Genomic DNA, 19,399 nt, shown 5'->3' on the forward strand with positions numbered 1-19,399 from the left:
GGCCATGACCACAGGTTAAGGTCCCCGGGCACATTTCAGGGGATCACGGCGGGTGGGGGACATGGCCGAGGAAAACGACGCGCCCATGAGCAGCGCGAACGCGTGGGGGCAGGCGCTCGCCGCGGTGGTGCTGGTGGGGGCACTCGGCGCCGGCTTCTGGGGACTGGCGAAGACGTCGTCCGCGGAGAGCGAGCCGAAGCCCGCCACCTGCTCCGACGGGGAGACCCCGGCCCCGCAGGGCAAGCACCTCTCCGGCGCGCAGCTGTGCGAGGCACTGAACCGGTCCGACCTGGCCGCACTGCTGGGCACGCCCACCGAGATGGCGAAGACCGCATACGGCAGTGACAGCTCCATCGGGTCCCCCGGCGGCAAGGACATCGCCACACCGCAGGCGCAGGTCGAGTTCGAGACGTACACCGTCACGCTCTCGGCGACCTACGACGGCCTCCCGGTGGCCGGGTCGGAAACCCTGCTCGGAAGCGACGCCCGTCGGCAGAAGGTACTGGGCCGCCCGGGGGTGCTCTACTCGAACCGCACCGTCAGCATCAGCTTCCGGATCGACGGCGGCGACGCCGACAGCGGTCCCGGCGTCCCCGCCCGGGCCCTCACCGTGGCCCAGGACGCGAAGGACCGCGGCGGCTCCCTCGACGTCACCCTGTGGCGCGCGGACGGTGTCGTGCCGGACGACGCGGTGCTGCTGCGCGTCGCGGAGACGGTGCTGCCGACGGTCCCGGGCTGGAAGGCGCGCGGCTGAGCCCGCGCCCGGCCGCTTTCACGGTGTGGGCCGCCGCCCCGGGGCGGCGGCCCACACCGGCGAGTGCTACTTCTGCTTGATCCTCAGGAAGGTGACGGAGTTCGCCGGGAAGGTGTACGTGAACTTCGGGGCCACGCCCCGCAGGGTGGACGTCACCGGCGTCACCGGTGTGTCCGTCTCGGTGTTCACGGCGTCCTCGTCGGCGGCCAGCGTGGTCACGCGGGCCGTGGAGGCGACCTTGGCGCCACCGAGGTCGACGGCCGTACGGGCCTCGGCGGACTGGGCGTTGACGACCTTGACGATCAGGTCACCGGTCTTCGCGTCCTGGGTGACGACCTGGCGGAACGGCTCGGCCGGCTTGTCGTCCTTGAAGCTGCCCCACTCCTTGCCGTCGAGGAAGAGGGTGACCTGGCGGCCGCGGACCTTGATGTCGATGTCGTAGGCACGGCCGGTCTCGACCGACCCGGGCTTCGTCATCAGGGTGCCCTTGCCGCCGTCCACGGCCTGCTCGATCGCCGACTGGGTGTTGTTCCAGCCGCCCAGGTTCCACCAGTAGTAGTTGCCGGTGTCCTTGACGCCGAAGGCGACGAGGAAGCCCTCCTTACCGGCCTTCTTGGTGGCTTTCACATGCAGGTCGTAGTCCTTCCAGGCCGGGTCGCCCGCCGTGACCAGGGTGTTCTCGGCGGCGGTGTCGCTCTGGACGTAACTCCCGTCCTGGACGCTCCAGCTGCCCCGGCCGCTGGTCGTCCACTTCGAGGCGTCACCCGAGAAGTCGTCGCTCAGCAGGGTCGAGCCGTCCGCCGAGGTCACCTTCACATCGTCGTACGCGGCGCTGGTCGCCCACGTCGACAGGCCGACGGCGCCGGTGATGGGGCCGCTGACGTTCGGGGTCGTGGTGGCCTTCGAGGGGACGACGCGGTCGCCGACGTTGGTCATGAACAGCTTCTGGACCTCGTAGTTGGCCGAGTTCCAGGAGGCCCGGTTGTTGAACCAGATCATGTCCGGGCGCCACTGCACGTAGTCCTCGTTGGCGAGCAGCGGGGCGTAGGAGGCGAGCTTGACGACGTCGGCGTTGCGCTCCAGGCCCGTCATGAAGGCGGCTTCGGCCAGGCCGTTCTTCCACGCGTTGCCCTGGGAGGCGTACTCGCCGAGAAAGACCTTGGGGCCCTTGCGGTCGTAGGAGTCGTAGCGGTCGTTGTTCTGCAGGAACCAGTTCGGGCTGTTGTAGTAGTGCTCGTCGACCATGTCGACCTTGCCCTCGCGGTTGAGCTGCCAGGCGGTGTCGAAGGTCGTGCCGGCGTCGTCCGGGCCCGAGTTGGAGATGACGGTGATGCCCGGGTACTTCGCCTTGATGGCCGTCCGGAACCGCTCGAAACGCGCGAAGAACTCCTTCGGGAGGTTCTCCTCGTTGCCGACCCCGAGGTGGGTCAGGTGGAAGGGCTTGGGGTGGCCCATCTGCGCGCGCACCTTGCCCCACGTGGAGGTCGCCGGTCCGTTGGCGAACTCGATGAGGTCGAGGGTGTCCTGGATGTGCCGCTTGAGCAGCGCCTCGTCGTCGGTGGCCTTGTTCTGGCCGCAGCCGGTCACCAGGGCGGGGACGACGGGCAGCGGCATGGCGCCGATGTCCTCGGAGAAGCGGAAGTACTCGTAGTAGCCGAGGCCGTAGCTCTGGTTGTAGCCCCAGACGTTGGCGTTGGTGGCGCGCTGCTCTACGGGTCCGACGGTGTCCTTCCACTGGTAGCTGCGCTTGCGCTGCCAGTTCGAGGCCTCGCTGTAGTCCTCCATGGAGCCGGTGTTGACCAGGCAGCCGCCGGGGAAGCGCACGAAGCCGGGCTTGAGGGCGGCGATCTTCTCGGCGAGGTCCTTGCGCAGGCCGTTCGGCTGGTTCTTGTAGGTGTCGCGCGGGAACAGCGACACCTCGTCCAGCGCGGCGGCATTCGTCGAGGCGACAGCGAGACGGCCGCGGTTGCTCGTGCGGGTCGCCGTGAACGTGGCCTTGTACTTGGCCCAGCCGCCCTTCACGGCGACCTGCCGGGCGGTGGCGAGCGTGCCCGCGGTGTCCTTGAGCGAGACCGTGAGCGTGGTGCCGCTCGTGGCGCGGGCCCAGACGGAGAAGTCGTACCGCTTGCCCTTGTCGACCCGGATGCCGGTGTTGTAGCCGGCGTTCGTGACGGACGAGCCGGCGCCCAGGGAGAGGTAGTTGCGGTTGCGCTCGTTGAGGCGGCCCGAGTCGTTGACGACCTCAGCCGTACCGCCGGCCGCCCACGAGGTCAGGGGCGTGTAGGAGCCGTTGTCGGCGGTGGAGTACTCGAAGGACCGGTTCTGTACGAGCTCGGCGTACAGACCGCCGTCGGCGGCCCGGTTGATGTCCTCGAAGAAGACGCCGTACATCGTGTCGTCGATCGCGGCGCCCTTGGCGGACGGGTCGACGGTGATCGCGTAGTCGGTGACGTCCTCGGCGTGTGCGGGGGCCGGTACGAGGGCTGCTGCCGTCAGGAGGGCGGTGGTCGTGAGACCCAGTCTCCATCGGGTGCGGGCGGCGGTGCGTGGCATGGATACTCCGCGGCTCTCTGGTAGAGGAGTGTTCGAAATATCAGACATTGATCAGCACTTCGAACGGCAAGATAAGGAGGGGGCGGATGCGCGTCAATGGGTCGCGCAGCAACGCGTGGGACGGAGAGCGGTACGGGATGGGCGAGTTCTGGCCAGTGCCGGATGCACTGACGTTTCTGGCCGGGCGCTGGCGCGTGACACGGTCGGTGCGGGATCTCGCGAGCGGCGCGGAGGGGGAGTTCACCGGCACCACCGACTTCCGCGCGGACGAGACGGAGGAGCCCGGCGGGCTGCTGCACCACGAGTCCGGCACCTTCGTCTGGCAGGGCGTCGCCCGGCCCGCGGAGCGGATTCTGCGGTTCCTGCCCGGTCCGGGCGGCACGGCGGACGTGCGGTTCACCGACGGGCGGCCGTTCCACGACCTGGACCTGACGTCCGGCCGCCACGTCGCCGACCACCCCTGCTCGGCGGACCTCTACCGCGGGGAGTTCACCGTCCTCGACGCGGACCACTGGCGGACGGTGTGGCACGTCGGCGGCCCCGCCAAGGACCTGGTACTGCGCACCGGCTACGCGCGCGAGGGCTGAGCCGACGCCCCGTCGAAGCGCAGGTTCCAGCGCCCCGCCCGGCCCGTCACGGACGTCGTCGACAGCGGGCGGACGTCGATGTTCCAGTACGTCGAGGGCGGTGCCTTCAGGGCGTACACCAGGGCCGCCCGGATCACGGACGGCTCGGCAACCGCCACGACCCGGCAGCCGTCCTCGACGGGCCGGGTGTCGAGCCAGCCGCCGACCCGGGTGATGAAGTCGACCAGCGACTCACCGCCGTGCGGTGTGGCGCGCGGGTCGGCGAGCCAGGCGTCCACGGCATCCGGCTCCCGGGCCATCGCCTCGCCCAGGGTCAGCCCGCGCCACCGGCCCATGCCGCAGTCGCGCAGGCCGAGCTGCACCAGCGGCGCGTATCCGAGCCCCTCCCCCGTCGCCCGGCTGCGCGGAGTCGGCGAGCAGTAGCGCAGTTCGGCCGCGGCGAGCGGCAGCAGCTCCTGTGCGACCCGCTCCACCTCGGCCCAGCCGGCCTGGTCCAGCGGCCGTTCGTCCTCGAAACGCTCGGCGAGCAGCGGGGAGCTGCGCGCGGCGGCGACGAAGGTGACCCGAAGTGGCATGCGGCGATGGTGGACGCAGCAAGTGCGCAGGTCAAGAGGTGTTACCTACGAGTTACCGAGGGTGCGCCGGCCCTCACGGGCCGAAGACCAGCGCCATCCAGTCCCCGGGGCGCTCCAGTGCCGCGAACCCGTGCCGCGCGTACACCTCGTGGGCGTCGTGCGTGGCGAGCAGCACCCGCCGCACCCCGTACGACCGCAGCTCGTCCCGTACGGCGGCCACGAGCGCGCCTCCGACGCCCTTGCCGCGTACCGACGGATCGACGTACACGTCACACAGCCACCCGAAGGTCGCCCGGTCGGTGATCACCCGGGCGTAGGCGATCTGCTCCCCCGACACCGTCTCGTACACGCCGAAGTTGAGCGACCCCTCGATCGCCCGGTCCTGCTTCTCCCGGGGGCGCCCCAGCGCCCAGTACGCGTCGGTGGACAGCCAGTGGTGCACGCGCCCGCGGTCGACGCGGGCGGGGTCGGTGGAGATCTCGTAGCCCTCGGGCAGGCTCGGGGTGTCGGTCATGTGCGCGATGCTCGCAGGCGGCCCGCGGGAGCGTCGAGCGGTTATCCGAGCACCTCGTCACAGGCCGTGCGCAGTCGTCGTACGCCCTCGGCGATCTCCCCGGTCCCGGCGACCGCCGCGAAGCTCAGCCGGACGTGTGCGGCCGGTGGTTCGGCGCTGAAGTACGGACGGCCGGGCGTGAGGGCGACGCCGGCCCGCAGGGCCGCGGAGGTCAGGGCCGACTCGTCCGTGCCGTCGGGCAGGCGGGGCCACAGGTGGTAGCCGCCGGAGGGGACGTGCGGCAGGGCGAGCTCGGGCAGGTGCAGGGCGAGGGCGCCGGTCATCGCGTCCCGGCGGGCCTTCAACGCCGCGGAGACGGCCCGCAGATGACGCGGCCAGGCGGGCGAGCCGACGAGTTCGAGTGCGGCCTCCTGGAGGGGGCGCGGCACGAAGAACGTGTCGACGACCTGGATGGCCCGCAGCCGCTCCAGGACCGGCCCGCGCGCGGCCAGGGCGCTGACCCGGAAGCTGGGCGAGGTCGCCTTGGTGAGCGAGGAGACGTGCACGACGACGCCGTCGGGGTCGTCGGCGGCCAAGGGGCGCGGCAGCGGCCCCGCGTCCTCGTGCACCAGCCGCCGTACGAAGTCGTCCTCGACGACGAACGCGCCCGCCTCCCGGGCGATGCGCAGCACCTCGGCGCGCCGCCCGGGCGCCAGGACCGCGCCGGTGGGGTTCTGGAAGAGCGGCTGGCAGACGAAGGCCGGGGCGCCGGTGGCGCGGAACGCGTCCGCGAGCAGCTCCGGCCGCACCCCGTCGGCGTCCACCGGGACGGGGACCGGACGCAGGCCCGCCGCCCGGGCGATGGCGAGCATGCCGGGGTAGGTCGGCGACTCGACCAGGACGGGCGCGCCGGGCGGGGCGAGGGCGCGCAGGGCGGTGGTGAGCGCGGACTGCCCGCCGGCGGTGATCAGCACCTCGGCGGCCGTCACCGCGCCGCCGATGCTCCGCGCGAACCATTCGCGCAGCTCCGGCAGTCCCTCCATGGGCGGGCGCCCCCAGGCGCCGGGGCGTCGCCCGGCCCGTGAGAGGGCGGCGGCCATCGCCCGCTCCGGCTGGAGCGACGGGTGCAGATAGCCGCCGTTGAACTCGATCACGCCGGGCGGCGGTGCGGCCAGGGACACCAGCACGCCGGAGGCGTCGACCGAGCGCGGTACGAGGTCGGCGGCTCCGTCGGCGCTGAGGGCGACCTCCTGCCAGGAGGTGTCCCCGGCGGGGGCCGGTGCCGTACGGGCCTGCGCGCGGAACGCGCCCGCTCCGGGGCGAGTGACCACCAGGCCCTCGGCGGCGAGCTGCGCCAGGGCCCGTGACACCGTCACGGGGCTCACCCGGAACCGCTCGACGAGCGCCCGGCTCGACGGCAGCTTTCCACCGGGTGAGTAGCGGTCGAGCTCCCGCCTGAGCTGTTTGGCCAGTTCATCCACGCTGCTACGCTCTTGCATGAGAGCACACAGTAGCGCTACTACGACCTCACCGATAGCAGTCGCCACCCCAGGGCCGGAGCGCCCCGGGTTCGGCACCCTGCAGGCCGCCCTGGGCGTCGTCGCCTTCTCCCTCACGTTCCCGGCCACCGCCTGGGGCCTGGAGGGCTTCGGCCCGTGGTCGCTGGTCGCCGTGCGGAGCGTCCTGGCCGCGGTGATCGCGGGCGGCTGTCTGCTGGCCCTGCGCGTGCCGCTGCCCGCCCGCCGGCACCGGGCGGGACTCGCGGTCGTCGGGGCCGGTGTCGTCCTCGGCTTCCCCCTGCTGACGACGCTCGCGCTGGAGACCTCCACCACCGCGCACGCCGCCGTCGTGGTCGGGCTGCTGCCGCTGACGACCGCTCTCTTCTCCGCGCTGCGCGTGGGCACCCGGCCCTCGCGCACCTTCTGGACCGCCGCCCTCGTGGGCGCGGCGGCGGTGCTGGCCTTCACCGTGCAGCAGAGCGGCGGCGCCCTGACCACCGCCGACCTGTACCTCTTCGCCGCGCTGCTGGTCTGCGCGGCCGGTTACACCGAGGGCGGCCGCCTGGCCCGGGTCATGCCCGGCTGGCAGGTGATCGGCTGGGCGCTGGTGCTGTGCCTGCCGCTGACCGTGCCCGTCGCCGCGTTCGCCCTGACGCGGGAGCCCGTGCAGCTGACCGCGCACAGCGTCACCGGGCTGCTGTGGGTCGCGGCGGGCTCACAGTTCGCCGGGCTGGTCGTCTGGTACCGCGGCATGGCGGCCATCGGCATCCCCAAGGCCAGCCAGTTGCAGCTCGCCCAGCCACTGCTCACACTGGTGTGGTCGGTGCTGCTGCTGGGCGAGCACCTCACGGTCGCCGCCCCGCTGACGGCCGCGGCGGTGCTGGTCTGCATCGCCGTCACACAGCGATCACGCGGCTGAGCGGGACGGCGCACGGCCCCTGCCGGCAGGCGCCCCCCGCCGTAGACTCGGAGGCCACGGACCGCTGCTCCGCACACCGTGAGGAGGCCCCAGATGCGCGCAACCGTGGGCGACCAGCTTGTCCAGCACGGCAGGGTGGTCGGTCAGCACGACAAGGTCGGCGAGATCGTCGAGGTGCTCGGCCAGAAGGGCGGTCCCCCGTACCGCGTCCGGTTCGAGGACGGGCACGAGGGCGTGTGCTCGCCGGGCCCCGACACGGAGATCCGGCACAGGGAGACCACCACCGGGCCATGACTCAGCGCGGGGGCGGCGCCGGCTGCCCGTAGTGGTCGGCGACGACCCGCGCCATCGCCCCGATCCGGTCGGCCGCCACGTCCTTGGCGGCGAAGTAGACGTGCCCGCGCACCTGCGGGTACTCCCCGGCCAGCGTCAGGTGCCGGGAAAGTTCGCCCGTCTCCTGCCACGCCGCGGGCTGCGCCGGGTCACCCGCCTTGTACAGCGCCTCCCCCACGTAGAGCTGCGTCGAGCTGTCGCGGGCGGCCTCCGCCCACCAGGGCAGCAGCTTCGCGTAGTCGGCGGCGGCGAAGCCGATGTTCCAGTACAGCTGCGGGACGATGTAGTCGATCCAGCCCTCGCGCACCCACTTCCGCGTGTCCGCGTGCAGATCGTCGTACGTCTGCACGCCCGCCCTCGTGTCCGAGCCGAGAGGGTCGGTCGCGGCGTTGCGCCACACGCCGAAGGGGCTGATGCCGAAGCGTGCGCTCGGCCGGACCTCCTTGACGCGGTCCGCCGTCTCCCGCACCAGCCGGTCGATGTTGTCCCGCCGCCAGGCGGCCCGGTCCGGGAAGCCGCCGCCGTGCTCGTCGTAGGCCGCGTCGTCGTCGAAGGTCTGCCCGGCCACGGGGTACGGGTAGAAGTAGTCGTCGAAGTGGACGCCGTCCACGGGGTACTTCGCCACCGCGTCGAGCATCGCGTCCTCGACGAAGGCGCGGACCTCGGGCAGCCCCGGGTTGTAGAAGAGCTTCCCGCCGTACGTCACCACCCAGTCGGGGTTCTCCCGGGCGGGGTGGGAGGCGGCCAGGCGGGACGGGTCGGCATGCACGGCGACCCGGTACGGGTTGAACCAGGCGTGCAGCTGAAGACCGCGGGCATGGGCCTCCTCCAGGGCCGTGCCCAGCGGGTCCCAGCCGGGGTCCTTGCCCTGGGTGCCGGTGAGGTACTGCGACCAGGGCTCGTACGGCGACGGCCACATCGCGTCCGCCGTGGGCCGGACCTGCAAGAACACGGTGTTCAGGCGGTTGTCGGCCGCGGTGTCGAGATGGGTGAGCAGTTCGGCGCGCTGCTGCGCCGCGCTCAGTCCGGATTTCGACGGCCAGTCGCGGTTGGCCACGGACGCGATCCAGACGCCCCGCATCTCGGAGTCCGGTGCCCCGCCCCGGCGGCCGGTCGCGGCCGACGCCTGAGGCATCATCGTGAAAGCCGACAGCGCCGCCACCGCGAACGCCCTGCGTGAGACTCGTCCCATCCGCATGCCCCAAAAGCCGCGGATCCGCCCGGCCGCGGATCGCTCCGCGCCCAGCATGCCCGAAGCAGACCCGACCCCGGCGATCGATCATCGATACTTCGGAGTAACGTGCACGAACGGAGCAGGCACCGGGACCCGGCGAACCTGCCCGGACGTGGATCAGCAGCGAAAGGGACGATGTGACGGACATCCCAGCGGGAGACATTGCACGCGTCGGAGTCGTGGGCTGCGGTCAGATGGGCGCGGGCATCGCCGAGGTGTGCGCCCGGGCCGGCCTGGACGTCAAGGTCGCCGAGACCACCGGCGAAGCCCTGGAGATCGGCCGCACCCGGCTGTTCACCTCCCTGGCCAAGGCGGCCGAGCGCGGCAAGATCACCGAGGAGGAGCAGGAGGCCACGCTGGCCCGCCTGAGCTTCACCACGGACCTCGGCGAATTCGCCGACCGTGACCTCGTGATCGAGGCCGTCGTCGAGAACGAGCAGGTCAAGACCGAGATCTTCCAGGTACTGGACCAGGTCGTGACCCGGCCGGACGCCATCCTGGCCTCCAACACCTCGTCCATCCCGCTGGTGAAGCTGGCGGTGGCGACCTCACGGCCCGACCAGGTCATCGGCGTCCACTTCTTCAACCCGGCCCCGGTGCAGAAGCTCGTCGAGCTGATCCCGGCGCTGACCACGTCCGAGGGCACCATCGGCCGCGCCCAGGTGTTCACGGAGAAGCTGCTGGGCAAGCACGCGATCCGCGCCCAGGACCGTTCCGGCTTCGTGGTCAACGCGCTGCTGATCCCCTATCTGCTCTCGGCGATCCGGATGTTCGAGACGGGCATCGCCAGCCGCGAGGACATCGACAACGGCATGGAGATGGGCTGCGCCCACCCGATGGGCCCGCTGAAGCTGTCGGACCTGATCGGCCTGGACACGGTCGCCTCGGTCGCGCAGTCCATGTACGAGGAGTACAAGGAGCCCCTGTACGCCGCTCCCCCGCTCCTGCAGCGCATGGTCGACGCGGGCCGGCTGGGCCGCAAGTCGGGCTCGGGCTTCTACACCTACGCCTGACCACTCCTGCCCGTCCGTCTCCTTCCCGAGGCCGATTACGGACGGTCAGATTTCGGCCATGTCGCGGGCCCGGCACCGGATGTGGTGCCGGGCCCGCGGCATTCACACACCGTGTGCGCGCCGGGCTCGCATATGCCCTACGCACACTCTCCCCAGGCGCCCACCAGGCGAGTTGACTCCTCATGCGCATGCAAGGGATGTGAAACGACTACGGAAAGGAGCGGAATCGTGACCGCCGATCCCGAGCATCCCGTCGTTCATGGAGAACTCGCAGAGTTACGACGCCGCCTCGATGTGGCCTACGCCCGCGTCGAGGGCGGACTGGCTCTGCTCAGCCACCGCACCGAGGAGACCGCCAAGGAGATCGAGGAGCTCAACACCCGGATCCACACGCTCGAACACGCGCGCTGGCCGCTGCCCGCGGTCGCCGCCCTCACCGCCGTGGGTGCCCTCGTCATGGCGATCTGGCAGGTGCTGGGCCGCTGACTCAGGGCAGCGTGTCCTGACCGAGCCTGAGATGGTGCAGCAGAAGTAACGCGGCCGCCATGTTGGCGGCCGGGACCTCGCCGCGGGCGACCATGTCGGGGACGAGCTTGAGAGGCACCCACTCCCGGCGGTCCGACTCGAAGTCGTCCACGGGGTGCCCGACGTAGTCGCCCTCGTCGGCCCAGTACACGTGGTGCCGGGCGTCGGTGAGCCCGTTGGACGGCTCCACGCTCATGAGGTGGCGCAGGGGTCCCGGCCGCCAGCCGGTCTCCTCCTCCAGTTCCCTGGCGGCCGCGCGGGCGACGTCCTCGCCGTCCTCGACGACCCCCGCCGCGAGTTCCCACCCCCAGCTGTCGGTGATGAAGCGGTGCCGCCAGAGCAGCAGCACCTCGTTGGCCTCGTTCACGACCGTGGCCACCGCAACGGGGCGCAGTCGTATGAGGAAGTGGTCCAGGTGCCTGCCGTCCGGCAGTTCGACATCCGCGAGATTGACGCTGAACCAGCGGTTTGAGTACACAGTTTGCTCGTTGTGTTTCGTCCACTGCACGGTTCTGCCACCTTCCGTCGAGTAAGTGGCAATATCGCAGCAGGGACGGAGGGACAGCAGGCGCACAGGAAGCGCCTCGGAGCGACCCCGGGCACCACCGCCCGGATCTACAACGGTACGCGCAGGGCCCCGTCGATGAGTTCGGCGGCTTCGGCCGTGCCCGCGCAGCCACTGCGCACCAGGTGCTCCCGCACCGCGCGCAGCCGGTCGCGCAGCCGCTGGGACTCCATGCCCCGGGCCTGCTCGGCCATCTGCACGGCGATGACCACCGCCTTGTCGGCGTTGCCCTGCCGCAGTTCGATGGTGCTCAGCATCGCCAGCCGGTGCACCCGGCCGCGGTCGTGCGCCGGGTTGTCGACGGCGGCCGCGGCATGCTCCCCGGCGGCCGCGATCTCCCCGAGGCTCAACAGCGCCTCCGCCACCTGGACGTTGACGAGCCCGGGCTGGACATAACCGGTCTCGTCGGGCTCGTAGCCGCGCCGGATGCGCTCGGCGGACTGCTCGGCCCGCCGGATGCAGGACAGGGCACTGCCGCCGTCGCCGAGATGCGCGTACGCCTTGGCCTGCATCGCGTAGAGGTCGGAGGCGAGCGCCGGGGTGATGTGCTTGCCGGCGGCCCGCAGCGCCGCCTCCGCGAAGGCGACGGACTGCCGGTACTCCCGCATGAACAGCGACTGGTTGACGAGCAGGGCGATCACATACGCCCCCAGGCCCCGGTCCCCGCTGGCCTTGGCCAGCCGCAGCGCCTGGTGGAAGTAGCGCTGGGCGAGCCCGTGCGCGTCGGAGTCGTACGCGCAGATGCCGGCGACCGCCACCAACCCGCCGGTGGCCCGGTGCAGTTGACGGCCCGTCTCATCGGTGTAGCCGCCGCGCAGCAGCGGTGCGGCCTCGGCGTTGAGGAAGCCGACGATCCGGGCCCGCGTGGCGATGCCCCCGGCCTTGCGGTACATCTGCTCGTAGTGCGCGCGGGCGGCCCGCAGCATCTCCAGATCGCCCGTGGTGACCCGGTGTCTGCCGCCGCGGGAGACGTCCACGTCCTCGGGCGGGTTCTCCCACTCCCACACCGGCATCACGGCGGGCGTGCCGGTGAGCGCGGGCGCGCCCAGGATGTGCGGGCGCTGCTGCTGGTCGGAGCGCCACAGGGCGGTGGCCCGTTCGACGAACCCGGACAGGGAACCGGTGTGCGGGGCGGACGGCTCGCCGGGCACGCCGAGGCCGATGTCGTCGAGGGTGACCTGCCGTTGCAGCCGGCCCGCGAGCACCTCGCAGATCAGGTCGGGCACTTGGCCCCGGGGGCGCTGCCCCTTCAACCACCGGGCGACGGCGGTGTGTTCGTACCTCAGGGACAGGCCACGCGCCCGTCCCGCCTGATTGACGTGTGCGGCCAGCCCCGCGTGCGAGATCCCCGCCTCGTCCAGGATCGCGTCGAGCAGAGTGTTGGGCTGCATGTGGGCCCCCCGGGTGGCTCGGTGCGGCCAGGTTAGTGGGTCCGCCTTCACACGGGGTGTGAACGGAGTGCTCGAATCCGCACGGTGTGCGCACTGTCGCTGAGAGTCGCCGACCGGTTGACTGAATTGCCTCGAAAGAGGCCGGCCGGGCCGCCGGCTCCCCCTCGTACAGTGCGGCGGCCCGCACCCGCCGTCCGCCCGGCCGCCTGCCCGACACTCCGTGGCGGGGCGGACGGCATCGCCGGCCGCCCCAAGGGGCGCGGGGAACTGCGCGACGAGCCACGACGAGCCCGCAGCCGCCGCCGTCGCGCAGTCCCGCGGTGCTAACTCCGCAGCTCGGCTCCGACACGCTCGCCCGCGAGGGCGACCGCCGCGTCCCGGGCCGCGGAGGCCTCGTCCACGGTCAGCGTCCGGTCAGCCGCCCGGAACCGCAGCGCATAGGCGAGCGACTTCCGTCCGTCACCCAGCTGCTCCGCGTTCTCGTAGACGTCGAACAGCCGGATGGACTCCAGCAGTTCCCCGGCCCCCGCACGCAGGGCCTCCTCGACCTCCGCCGCGGGGACGACGGCGTCGACGACCAGGGCGACATCCTGCGTGGCGACGGGGAACGTGGAGATCCGCGGCGCCTCGGCCGTGGCGTCACCGGCGGCCTCCACCGCGTCCAGGTCGATCTCCATCGCGCAGCTGCGCGCGGGCAGCCCGAGAGCCTTCACGACCCGCGGGTGCAACTCGCCCGCATGCCCCACGACCCGCTCGGCGCCGTCCACGGTGACCGACAGCTCGGCGCACCGCCCCGGGTGCCACGGCCCGTACTGGCCCTTGCGGATGACGAGTTCGGCACCGGCCTCACGGGCGACGGACCGGGCGGCCTCGACCGCGTCGGCCCAGTCGGCCGGACGGCCCTTGCCCCACCAGCCGGCCTGTTCGCGCGCACCGGCGAGGACCACGGCCACGTGCCGCGGCTGGTCGGGCAGCGCCGCGTTCAGCTCGGCGAGCTCCTCTTCGGTCGGGCGGCGGTCGACGGGCAGCACGGCCGCGGTCCGCCGCTCCTCGCGCGGCCGGAAGACCAGTCCGGTTTCGAACAGCGCGAGGTCGTGCGAGCCCCGGCCGTCGTTGCGGCGCAGGGCGGCGAGCAGACCCGGCAGCAGCGTCGTGCGCAGCGCGGGCTCCTCGTCGCTCAGCGGGTTGCTGAGCTTCACGACGCGGCGGGCCGGGTCGTCCGCCTCCAGGCCGAGCTGGTCGAAGACCTGCTCGGCGATGAACGGGTAGTTCAGCGCCTCGACGTACCCGGCACCGGCCAGGGCACGGCCGGCACGGCGGTGCAGCCGCTGCCGGTCGGTCAGGCCGAGGCCCGCCGGCGGCCGGGGCAGCGTTGAGGGCAGGTTCTCGTAGCCCTCCAGCCGGATGACCTCTTCGGCCAGGTCGTTCGGGTCGGTGAGGTCGGGACGCCACGACGGCACGGTGACGATCAGCTCGTCCTGCCCGTACACGTCGCAGCCGACCTCCTGGAGGCGGCGCACGACGGTCTCGCGGCCGTAGGCGATGCCCGCGACCTTGTCCGGGTGGTCGGCGGGGATGGTGATGGTGCGCGGCGCGGAGGGGGCCAGGATCTCGGTGACGCCGGCCTCGGCGGTGCCCCCGGCGAGGAGGACCAGCAGGTCGACGGTGCGCTGCGCGGCGGCAGCCGCGGCCTGCGGGTCGATGCCGCGCTCGAAGCGCCGGGACGCCTCGGAGGACAGCTTGTGGCGGCGGGCCGTGCGCGCGATCGACACCGCGTCGAAGTGCGCGGCCTCGATGACGACGTCCGCCGTGACGTTCTCGGCGCTGTCGTGGTCGGCGATCTCCGTGTTGGCGCCGCCCATGACGCCGGCGAGCCCGATGGGGCCCCGGTCGTCGGTGATCACCAGGTCCTCGGCGTCCAGCGTGCGCTCGACGTCGTCGAGGGTGACGAGCTTCTCGCCCGGCTCGGCCCGGCGCACGCCGATCGTGCCCTGGACCAGGCCGCGGTCGTAGGCGTGCAGCGGCTGGCCGAGCTCCATCATCACGTAGTTCGTGACGTCGACGGCGAGGGAGACCGGGCGCATGCCGACCTTCTGGAGCCGGCGCTGGAGCCAGATCGGGGAGCGGGCCTCGGCGCTCAGGCCGGTCACCGTGCGGGCGGTGAAGCGGTCGCAGCCGGTGGGGTCCGAGACCCGCACCGGGTAGCCGTAGGCGTTCGGGCCGGGCACGTCGATCAGGGCCGGGTCACGCAGCGGCAGGCCGTAGGCGATGGCGGTCTCGCGGGCGACGCCGCGGATGGACAGGCAGTCGCCGCGGTTGGCGGTGACGGCGATGTCCAGGACCTCGTCGACGAGCTCCAGGAGCTCGATGGCGTCCTTGCCCACCTCGGTCTCCGGCGGCAGGACGATGATGCCCTTGGTGCCGTCGTCGCCCATGCCCAGCTCCTCGCCGGAGCAGATCATGCCGTGCGAGTTCCTGCCGTACGTCTTGCGCGCGGAGATCGTGAAACCGCCGGGCAGCGAGGCGCCGGGCAGCACCACGACGACCTTGTCGCCGACCGCGAAGTTACGGGCGCCGCAGACGATCTCCTGGGGCTCGCCGGTGCCGTTGGCCTGGCCGACGTCGACGGTGCAGAAGCGGATCGGCTTCTTGAAGCCCTCCAGCTCCTCGATGGTCAGCACCTGGCCGACGACCAGCGGGCCCTTGAGGTCGGCACCGAGCTGCTCGACGGTCTCGACCTCCAGACCGGCGGAAATGAGCTTGGCCTGGACGTCTCGGCCGGTCTCCGTCGCCGGCAGGTCGACGTACTCCCGCAGCCAAGAAAGCGGGACCCGCATCAGATCTCCATCCCGAACGGCCGGGTGAACCGGACGTCACCCTCGACCATGTCTCGCATGTCCTCGACGTTGTGGCGGAACATCAGCATCCGCTCGATGCCGAACCCGAAGGCGAACCCGCTGTACTTCTCCGGGTCGACGCCGCAGGCGGTCAGCACCTTGGGGTTGACCATGCCGCAGCCGCCGAGTTCGATCCAGCCCTCGCTGGAGCAGGTGCGGCAGGGCCGGTCGGGGTTGCCGACGGACTCGCCGCGGCAGACGTAGCACACCATGTCCATCTCGGCGGACGGCTCGGTGAAGGGGAAGAAGTTGGGCCGCAGCCGGGTCTTCATGCCCTCACCGAACAGCGCCGTGACCATGTGGTCGAGGGTGCCCTTGAGATCGGCCATGGTCAGGCCCTCGTCGACGGCGAGCAGCTCGACCTGGCGGAAGACGGGGGTGTGCGTGGCGTCCAGCTCGTCGGTGCGGTACACGACACCGGGGCAGATCACGTAGACCGGCAGGTCGCGGTCGAGCAGCGAACGGATCTGCACGGGCGAGGTGTGGGTGCGCAGAACGACGCCGGAGTCGGAACCGCCGTCGGCGCTCTGCACGAAGAAGGTGTCCTGCTCGCCGCGGGCCGGGTGGTCCGGGCCGATGTTGAGGGCGTCGAAGTTGAACCACTCGGCCTCGACCTCGGGCCCCTCGGCGACCTCGTAGCCCATGGCCACGAACACGTCCTCGATGCGCTCCGACAGCGTGGTCAGCGGGTGCCGGGCGCCGGACGGTACGCGGTCGTACGGCAGCGTGACGTCCACCGCCTCCTCGACGAGCACGCGCGCGTCCCGCTCGGCCTCCAGTTCCACCTGGCGGGCCGCGAGGGCCTTGTTCACGGCGCCGCGGGCCTGGCCGACGCGCTTGCCGGCCTCGGCCTTGGCGTGCGGGGGCAGGGCGCCGATCTCGCGGTTGGCGAGGGCCAGCGGGGAGGCGGGGCCGGTCTGGGCGACCTTGGCCTCGTGGAGTGCTTCGAGGGAGTCCGCGGCGGCGAAGGCGGCGAGCGCCTCGTCCCGCATGCGCTCGATCTCTTCCGGTTTCAACGTCTCGACCTCGACCGGGTCGTACGACTTATTCGGTGCCGACATCTCTTCCCGTGCTTCCGATTGGCTGGCTGGAGGTCCCCGTCACCGACTCCGACGGCCGTCTACGGGACACAAAGGTGCCAATGGCCGAGTCTAACGGGGTGGAGGTGGACGAATGCGCCCGTGGTCCTCAGGCGAGATACGCCGGAGCCGCCACGGGCAACGTAAATCGGAACTCGGCGCCGGCGCCGGGGGCGCGGCCGACCGTGATGGTGCCGCCGTGGGCCTCGACGATGCCCTTGACGATGTAGAGACCGAGGCCCGTCCCGCCGCGCTTGCTGCCCCGCCAGAAGCGGGTGAAGACGCGGTTCATGGACTCCTCCGGGATGCCGGGCCCCTCGTCGCTCACCGTGACCGACGTGGCTGCGTTCTCGGCGTACTCGCCCTCGCGGAGGGACGCCGTGGCCGTGACGTCGATCGTGACAGTTCCCTCGCCGTGCCGCACGGCATTTTCCAGCAGGTTGCTGAGAACCTGGTCGATCTTGTCGGGGTCGGCCCACAGATCGGGCAGCGGCTGCTGGACGCGCAGCAGGAACCGGTCGGCGGGCTGCCCGGCGGCGACGTAGGCCTGGATGTGCCGTCCGACGGCGGCGCCGATGTCGACGGGCTGGCGGCGCACCTCCAGGCGGCCGGAGTCGATCCGGGAGATGTCGAGCAGCTCGGCGATGAGCCGGGTGACCCGGTCGGCGTCGGCGTCGACGGTCTCCAGCATCAGCCGCTTCTGGTCGTCGGTGAAACGTTCCCACTTGGCGAGCAGCGTGGCGGTGAAGCCCTTGACGGAGGTCAGCGGGGAGCGCAGCTCATGGGCGACGGTGGCGATCAGCTCGGCATGGCTGCGTTCGGTGCGGCGGCGGGCCTCGGTGTCGCGCAGGGTGACGACCAGGCGCCTCAGGGGCCCGGTGGGCCGGGTGCGGACGTAGCGCGCGGAGACCAGCACCTCACGGCCGCCGGGCAGGAGCAGGTTGCGCTCGGGCTGTCCGACGCGGATGGCGAGGCCGCCGTACGGGTCGGTCAGCTGCCACCAGCGCCGGCCTTCCAGGTCCTCTAAGGGCAGGGCCTTCTCCAGCCGCTGCCCGAGGGCGTCCCGGGCGCGGACGGCGGTGATGCGCTCGGCGGCCGCGTTGAAGCAGATGACGTGGCCCTGCTCGTCGGCGACGACGAGCCCGTCGGGCAGGTGATCGGGGTCGATGCCGAGGCCTGCGGGATCACCGGGTGGCCGGGACGCGGCGGGCGGGCTCCCGGCGTCCTGGGCTCCCGGTGCGCTGCTCGTGCCGACGCTCATCCCCGTACCCCACCTCCAAGGCTCCGCAGAGGGGTCCTGAGCTGGTCACCCTACTAGTTCCCGGTGACGGAGCGGCACCCTCCGGAGGCGCGCTGTGCACGCGCCGACGCATAGAGACATACGGCGGCGGCGGTGGCGAGGTTCAGGCTCTCGGCCTTCCCGTGGATCGGGACGCGGACGACGGCGTCGGCGAGCGCACGCGTCTCCTCGGGCAGGCCCCAGGCCTCGTTGCCGAAGACCCAGGCGGTGGGCCCGCCCATGGTGCCCTTGTCGAGCTCGTCGTCGAGGTCGCGGTCGCCCGCGCCGTCGGCGGCGAGCACCCGGACACCGGCGTCCCGCAGTGCCTCGACGGCCTGCTCCACGGGGACGCCGACGGCGACCGGCAGATGGAACAGGGAGCCGACGGAGGCGCGGACGGCCTTGGGGTTGTACACGTCGACGGAGGCGTCGGTCAGGACCACGGCCTCGGCCCCGGCGGCGTCGGCGCAGCGCAGCACGGTCCCGGCGTTGCCCGGGTCACGGACGTTGGCGAGGAGGGCGACGAGCCGGGGGCGGGCCGCGAGGACCTCTTCGAAGGGCGTGTCCAGGAACCGGCAGACGCCGACGAGGCCCTGCGGGGTGACCGTGGTGGAGATGTCGGCGATGACCTGCTCGGCGGCGAGGTGCACCCGGGCTCCGGCGTCCCGGGCGGCTCCCACGATGTCGGCGTGGCGCTCGGCGGCCTCCAGCGTCGTGAAGAGCTCCACGAGCGTGGCCGCGTCCCCGGTCCGGTGCCCGGCGGCCTCCCGGACGGCCTGCGGCCCCTCCGCCAGGAACAGGCGGTCCTTCCCCCGGAAGTTCCGCTTGGCCAGCCGCCGCGCGGCCAGGACGCGGGGGGAGCGGGGGGAGACGAGCTCGGGGGTGGCAGGCGGCATCCTGTTCGCTTTCTCGGTAGCTGCACAGCAGGACCCGCAGACCGTCCGGCCTGCGGGTCCTTCAGTTCACGTCGGCTCGGGCCGGCGTCACGCAGCCTTCGGCGCGTTCACGTCGCTCGGCAGCGCCTTCTGGGCGACCTCGACGAGGGCGGCGAACGCACCGGCGTCGTTGACGGCCAGCTCGGCCAGGATCTTGCGGTCGACCTCGACGTTCGCGGCCTTCAGACCCTGGATGAAGCGGTTGTAGGTCATGCCGTTGGCGCGGGCAGCGGCGTTGATGCGCTGGATCCACAGCTGACGGAAGTCGCCCTTGCGCTTCTTGCGGTCGTTGTAGTTGTAGACCAGCGAGTGGGTGACCTGCTCCTTGGCCTTGCGGTACAGGCGCGAGCGCTGACCGCGGTAGCCGGAAGCCTGCTCGAGGATCGCCCGGCGCTTCTTGTGGGCGTTGACTGCCCGCTTGACGCGTGCCACTTGTTAACTCCTTGTAGCGGGGCCGTGGGGGTGCTCACACGACCCGAAATCGATTGGGTCCCGGTCTGACGTGCGTCCGGCGCTCACGCGCCCGGACGTCACTTGCCGAGAAGCTTCTTGATCTTCGCGGCGTCGCCCGGGGCCATCTCGGCGTTGCCGGTGAGGCGACGCGTCACACGGGACGACTTGTGCTCGAGCAGGTGGCGCTTGCCGGCGCGCTCGCGCAGCACCTTGCCGGAGCCGGTGATCTTGAAGCGCTTGCTGGCACCGCTGTGCGACTTGTTCTTCGGCATAGCGCCGTACTCTCCTCGTCGGTGGCGCTCCGGTGCCCGGTCG

The 19,399-nt window shown here is 71.9% G+C and carries 19 protein-coding genes; 6 read left to right on the top strand and 13 right to left on the bottom strand.

The genetic code is table 11. The annotated features are described in order from the left end of the window. The first annotated feature begins 61 nt into the window (after positions 1-61). Positions 62-754: a DUF6215 domain-containing protein gene (locus RFN52_RS07500; protein WP_311240919.1), complete on the top strand. Its 693-nt coding sequence runs from the start codon at positions 62-64 to the stop codon at positions 752-754. A 66-nt stretch (positions 755-820) separates the two neighbouring features. Here RFN52_RS07500 and RFN52_RS07505 read toward each other — a convergent pair whose 3' ends face one another. Next, positions 821-3,307 carry an alpha-L-arabinofuranosidase family protein gene (locus RFN52_RS07505; RefSeq protein WP_184844057.1) on the bottom strand — a complete coding sequence of 829 codons (2,487 nt, stop codon included), beginning with the start codon at positions 3,305-3,307 and terminating at the stop codon, positions 821-823. Between the two features lie 137 nt (positions 3,308-3,444). Between RFN52_RS07505 and RFN52_RS07510 the strand changes: the two genes are divergently transcribed. Then, positions 3,445-3,894 (top strand): DUF6314 family protein, encoded by a 450-nt coding sequence (locus RFN52_RS07510; RefSeq protein ID WP_184853821.1) that lies wholly within the window; start codon positions 3,445-3,447, stop codon positions 3,892-3,894. Here RFN52_RS07510 and RFN52_RS07515 read toward each other — a convergent pair. The 3 genes from RFN52_RS07515 to RFN52_RS07525 form a co-directional block, all read right to left on the bottom strand. After that, on the bottom strand, positions 3,876-4,469 hold the full coding sequence (locus RFN52_RS07515) for a histidine phosphatase family protein (protein ID WP_184844059.1): 594 nt from the start codon (positions 4,467-4,469) through the stop codon (positions 3,876-3,878). The genes RFN52_RS07510 and RFN52_RS07515 overlap by 19 nt on opposite strands. Before the next feature lie 73 nt (positions 4,470-4,542). Further along, complete coding sequence (locus RFN52_RS07520) at positions 4,543-4,983, bottom strand: GNAT family N-acetyltransferase (RefSeq protein WP_184844062.1); 441 nt, start codon at positions 4,981-4,983, stop codon at positions 4,543-4,545. A 41-nt stretch (positions 4,984-5,024) separates the two neighbouring features. After that, complete coding sequence (locus RFN52_RS07525) at positions 5,025-6,461, bottom strand: aminotransferase-like domain-containing protein (RefSeq protein ID WP_184844064.1); 1,437 nt, start codon at positions 6,459-6,461, stop codon at positions 5,025-5,027. Here RFN52_RS07525 and RFN52_RS07530 point away from each other — a divergent pair. Both RFN52_RS07530 and RFN52_RS07535 read left to right on the top strand, forming a co-directional pair. Further along, positions 6,460-7,380: a DMT family transporter gene (locus tag RFN52_RS07530; RefSeq protein ID WP_184844067.1), complete on the top strand. Its 921-nt coding sequence runs from the start codon at positions 6,460-6,462 to the stop codon at positions 7,378-7,380. The two genes, RFN52_RS07525 and RFN52_RS07530, sit on opposite strands and share 2 nt — an antisense overlap. Before the next feature lie 93 nt (positions 7,381-7,473). Further along, a complete protein-coding gene (locus tag RFN52_RS07535) occupies positions 7,474-7,674 on the top strand; it encodes a DUF1918 domain-containing protein (RefSeq protein ID WP_184844070.1) in 201 nt (66 codons plus the stop codon). A gap of 1 nt (position 7,675) precedes the next feature. Here the strand turns inward: RFN52_RS07535 and RFN52_RS07540 are convergent, their stop codons facing one another. Continuing rightward, complete coding sequence (locus RFN52_RS07540; RefSeq protein WP_445082010.1) at positions 7,676-8,905, bottom strand: glycoside hydrolase family 10-like protein; 1,230 nt, start codon at positions 8,903-8,905, stop codon at positions 7,676-7,678. A gap of 179 nt (positions 8,906-9,084) precedes the next feature. Between RFN52_RS07540 and RFN52_RS07545 the strand changes: the two genes are divergently transcribed. Together RFN52_RS07545 and RFN52_RS07550 are read left to right on the top strand one after the other, a co-directional pair. After that, positions 9,085-9,960, top strand: a complete 876-nt coding sequence (locus tag RFN52_RS07545) for a 3-hydroxybutyryl-CoA dehydrogenase (protein ID WP_184844076.1) — start codon at positions 9,085-9,087, stop codon at positions 9,958-9,960. 228 nt (positions 9,961-10,188) lie between these two features. Then, positions 10,189-10,446: a hypothetical protein gene (locus RFN52_RS07550; protein WP_031142045.1), complete on the top strand. Its 258-nt coding sequence runs from the start codon at positions 10,189-10,191 to the stop codon at positions 10,444-10,446. Position 10,447: 1 nt separating this feature from the next. Here RFN52_RS07550 and RFN52_RS07555 read toward each other — a convergent pair whose 3' ends face one another. The 8 genes from RFN52_RS07555 to rpmI all read right to left on the bottom strand — a co-directional run bounded on the left by RFN52_RS07555 (position 10,448) and on the right by rpmI (position 19,356). Next, positions 10,448-10,993 (bottom strand): NUDIX hydrolase, encoded by a 546-nt coding sequence (locus tag RFN52_RS07555; RefSeq protein ID WP_062925859.1) that lies wholly within the window; start codon positions 10,991-10,993, stop codon positions 10,448-10,450. 107 nt (positions 10,994-11,100) lie between these two features. Beyond that, positions 11,101-12,441: an NsdA family TPR-like regulatory protein gene (locus RFN52_RS07560; RefSeq protein ID WP_184844079.1), complete on the bottom strand. Its 1,341-nt coding sequence runs from the start codon at positions 12,439-12,441 to the stop codon at positions 11,101-11,103. Between the two features lie 323 nt (positions 12,442-12,764). After that, entirely contained in the window at positions 12,765-15,278 is a 2,514-nt protein-coding gene (gene pheT / locus RFN52_RS07565) for a phenylalanine--tRNA ligase subunit beta (RefSeq protein WP_184844082.1), read from the bottom strand. Next, a complete protein-coding gene (gene pheS, locus RFN52_RS07570) occupies positions 15,278-16,399 on the bottom strand; it encodes a phenylalanine--tRNA ligase subunit alpha (protein WP_184844085.1) in 1,122 nt (373 codons plus the stop codon). The genes pheT and pheS overlap by 1 nt, the downstream gene beginning before the upstream one ends. 127 nt (positions 16,400-16,526) lie before the next feature. Beyond that, the gene (locus tag RFN52_RS07575) at positions 16,527-17,678 is read right to left on the bottom strand and encodes a sensor histidine kinase (protein WP_184844088.1); all 1,152 of its coding nucleotides are present in this window, start codon (positions 17,676-17,678) and stop codon (positions 16,527-16,529) included. Between the two features lie 53 nt (positions 17,679-17,731). Next, positions 17,732-18,592, bottom strand: a complete 861-nt coding sequence (locus RFN52_RS07580; RefSeq protein ID WP_184844091.1) for a TrmH family RNA methyltransferase — start codon at positions 18,590-18,592, stop codon at positions 17,732-17,734. Between the two features lie 87 nt (positions 18,593-18,679). Further along, positions 18,680-19,063 (bottom strand): 50S ribosomal protein L20, encoded by a 384-nt coding sequence (gene rplT, locus RFN52_RS07585; RefSeq protein ID WP_003989074.1) that lies wholly within the window; start codon positions 19,061-19,063, stop codon positions 18,680-18,682. A 98-nt stretch (positions 19,064-19,161) separates the two neighbouring features. Further along, positions 19,162-19,356, bottom strand: a complete 195-nt coding sequence (gene rpmI / locus RFN52_RS07590) for a 50S ribosomal protein L35 (RefSeq protein WP_003977225.1) — start codon at positions 19,354-19,356, stop codon at positions 19,162-19,164. Positions 19,357-19,399 lie beyond the last annotated feature (43 nt).

The sequence above is a fragment of the Streptomyces collinus genome (assembly GCF_031348265.1).
GTDB classification, from domain to species: domain Bacteria; phylum Actinomycetota; class Actinomycetes; order Streptomycetales; family Streptomycetaceae; genus Streptomyces; species Streptomyces collinus.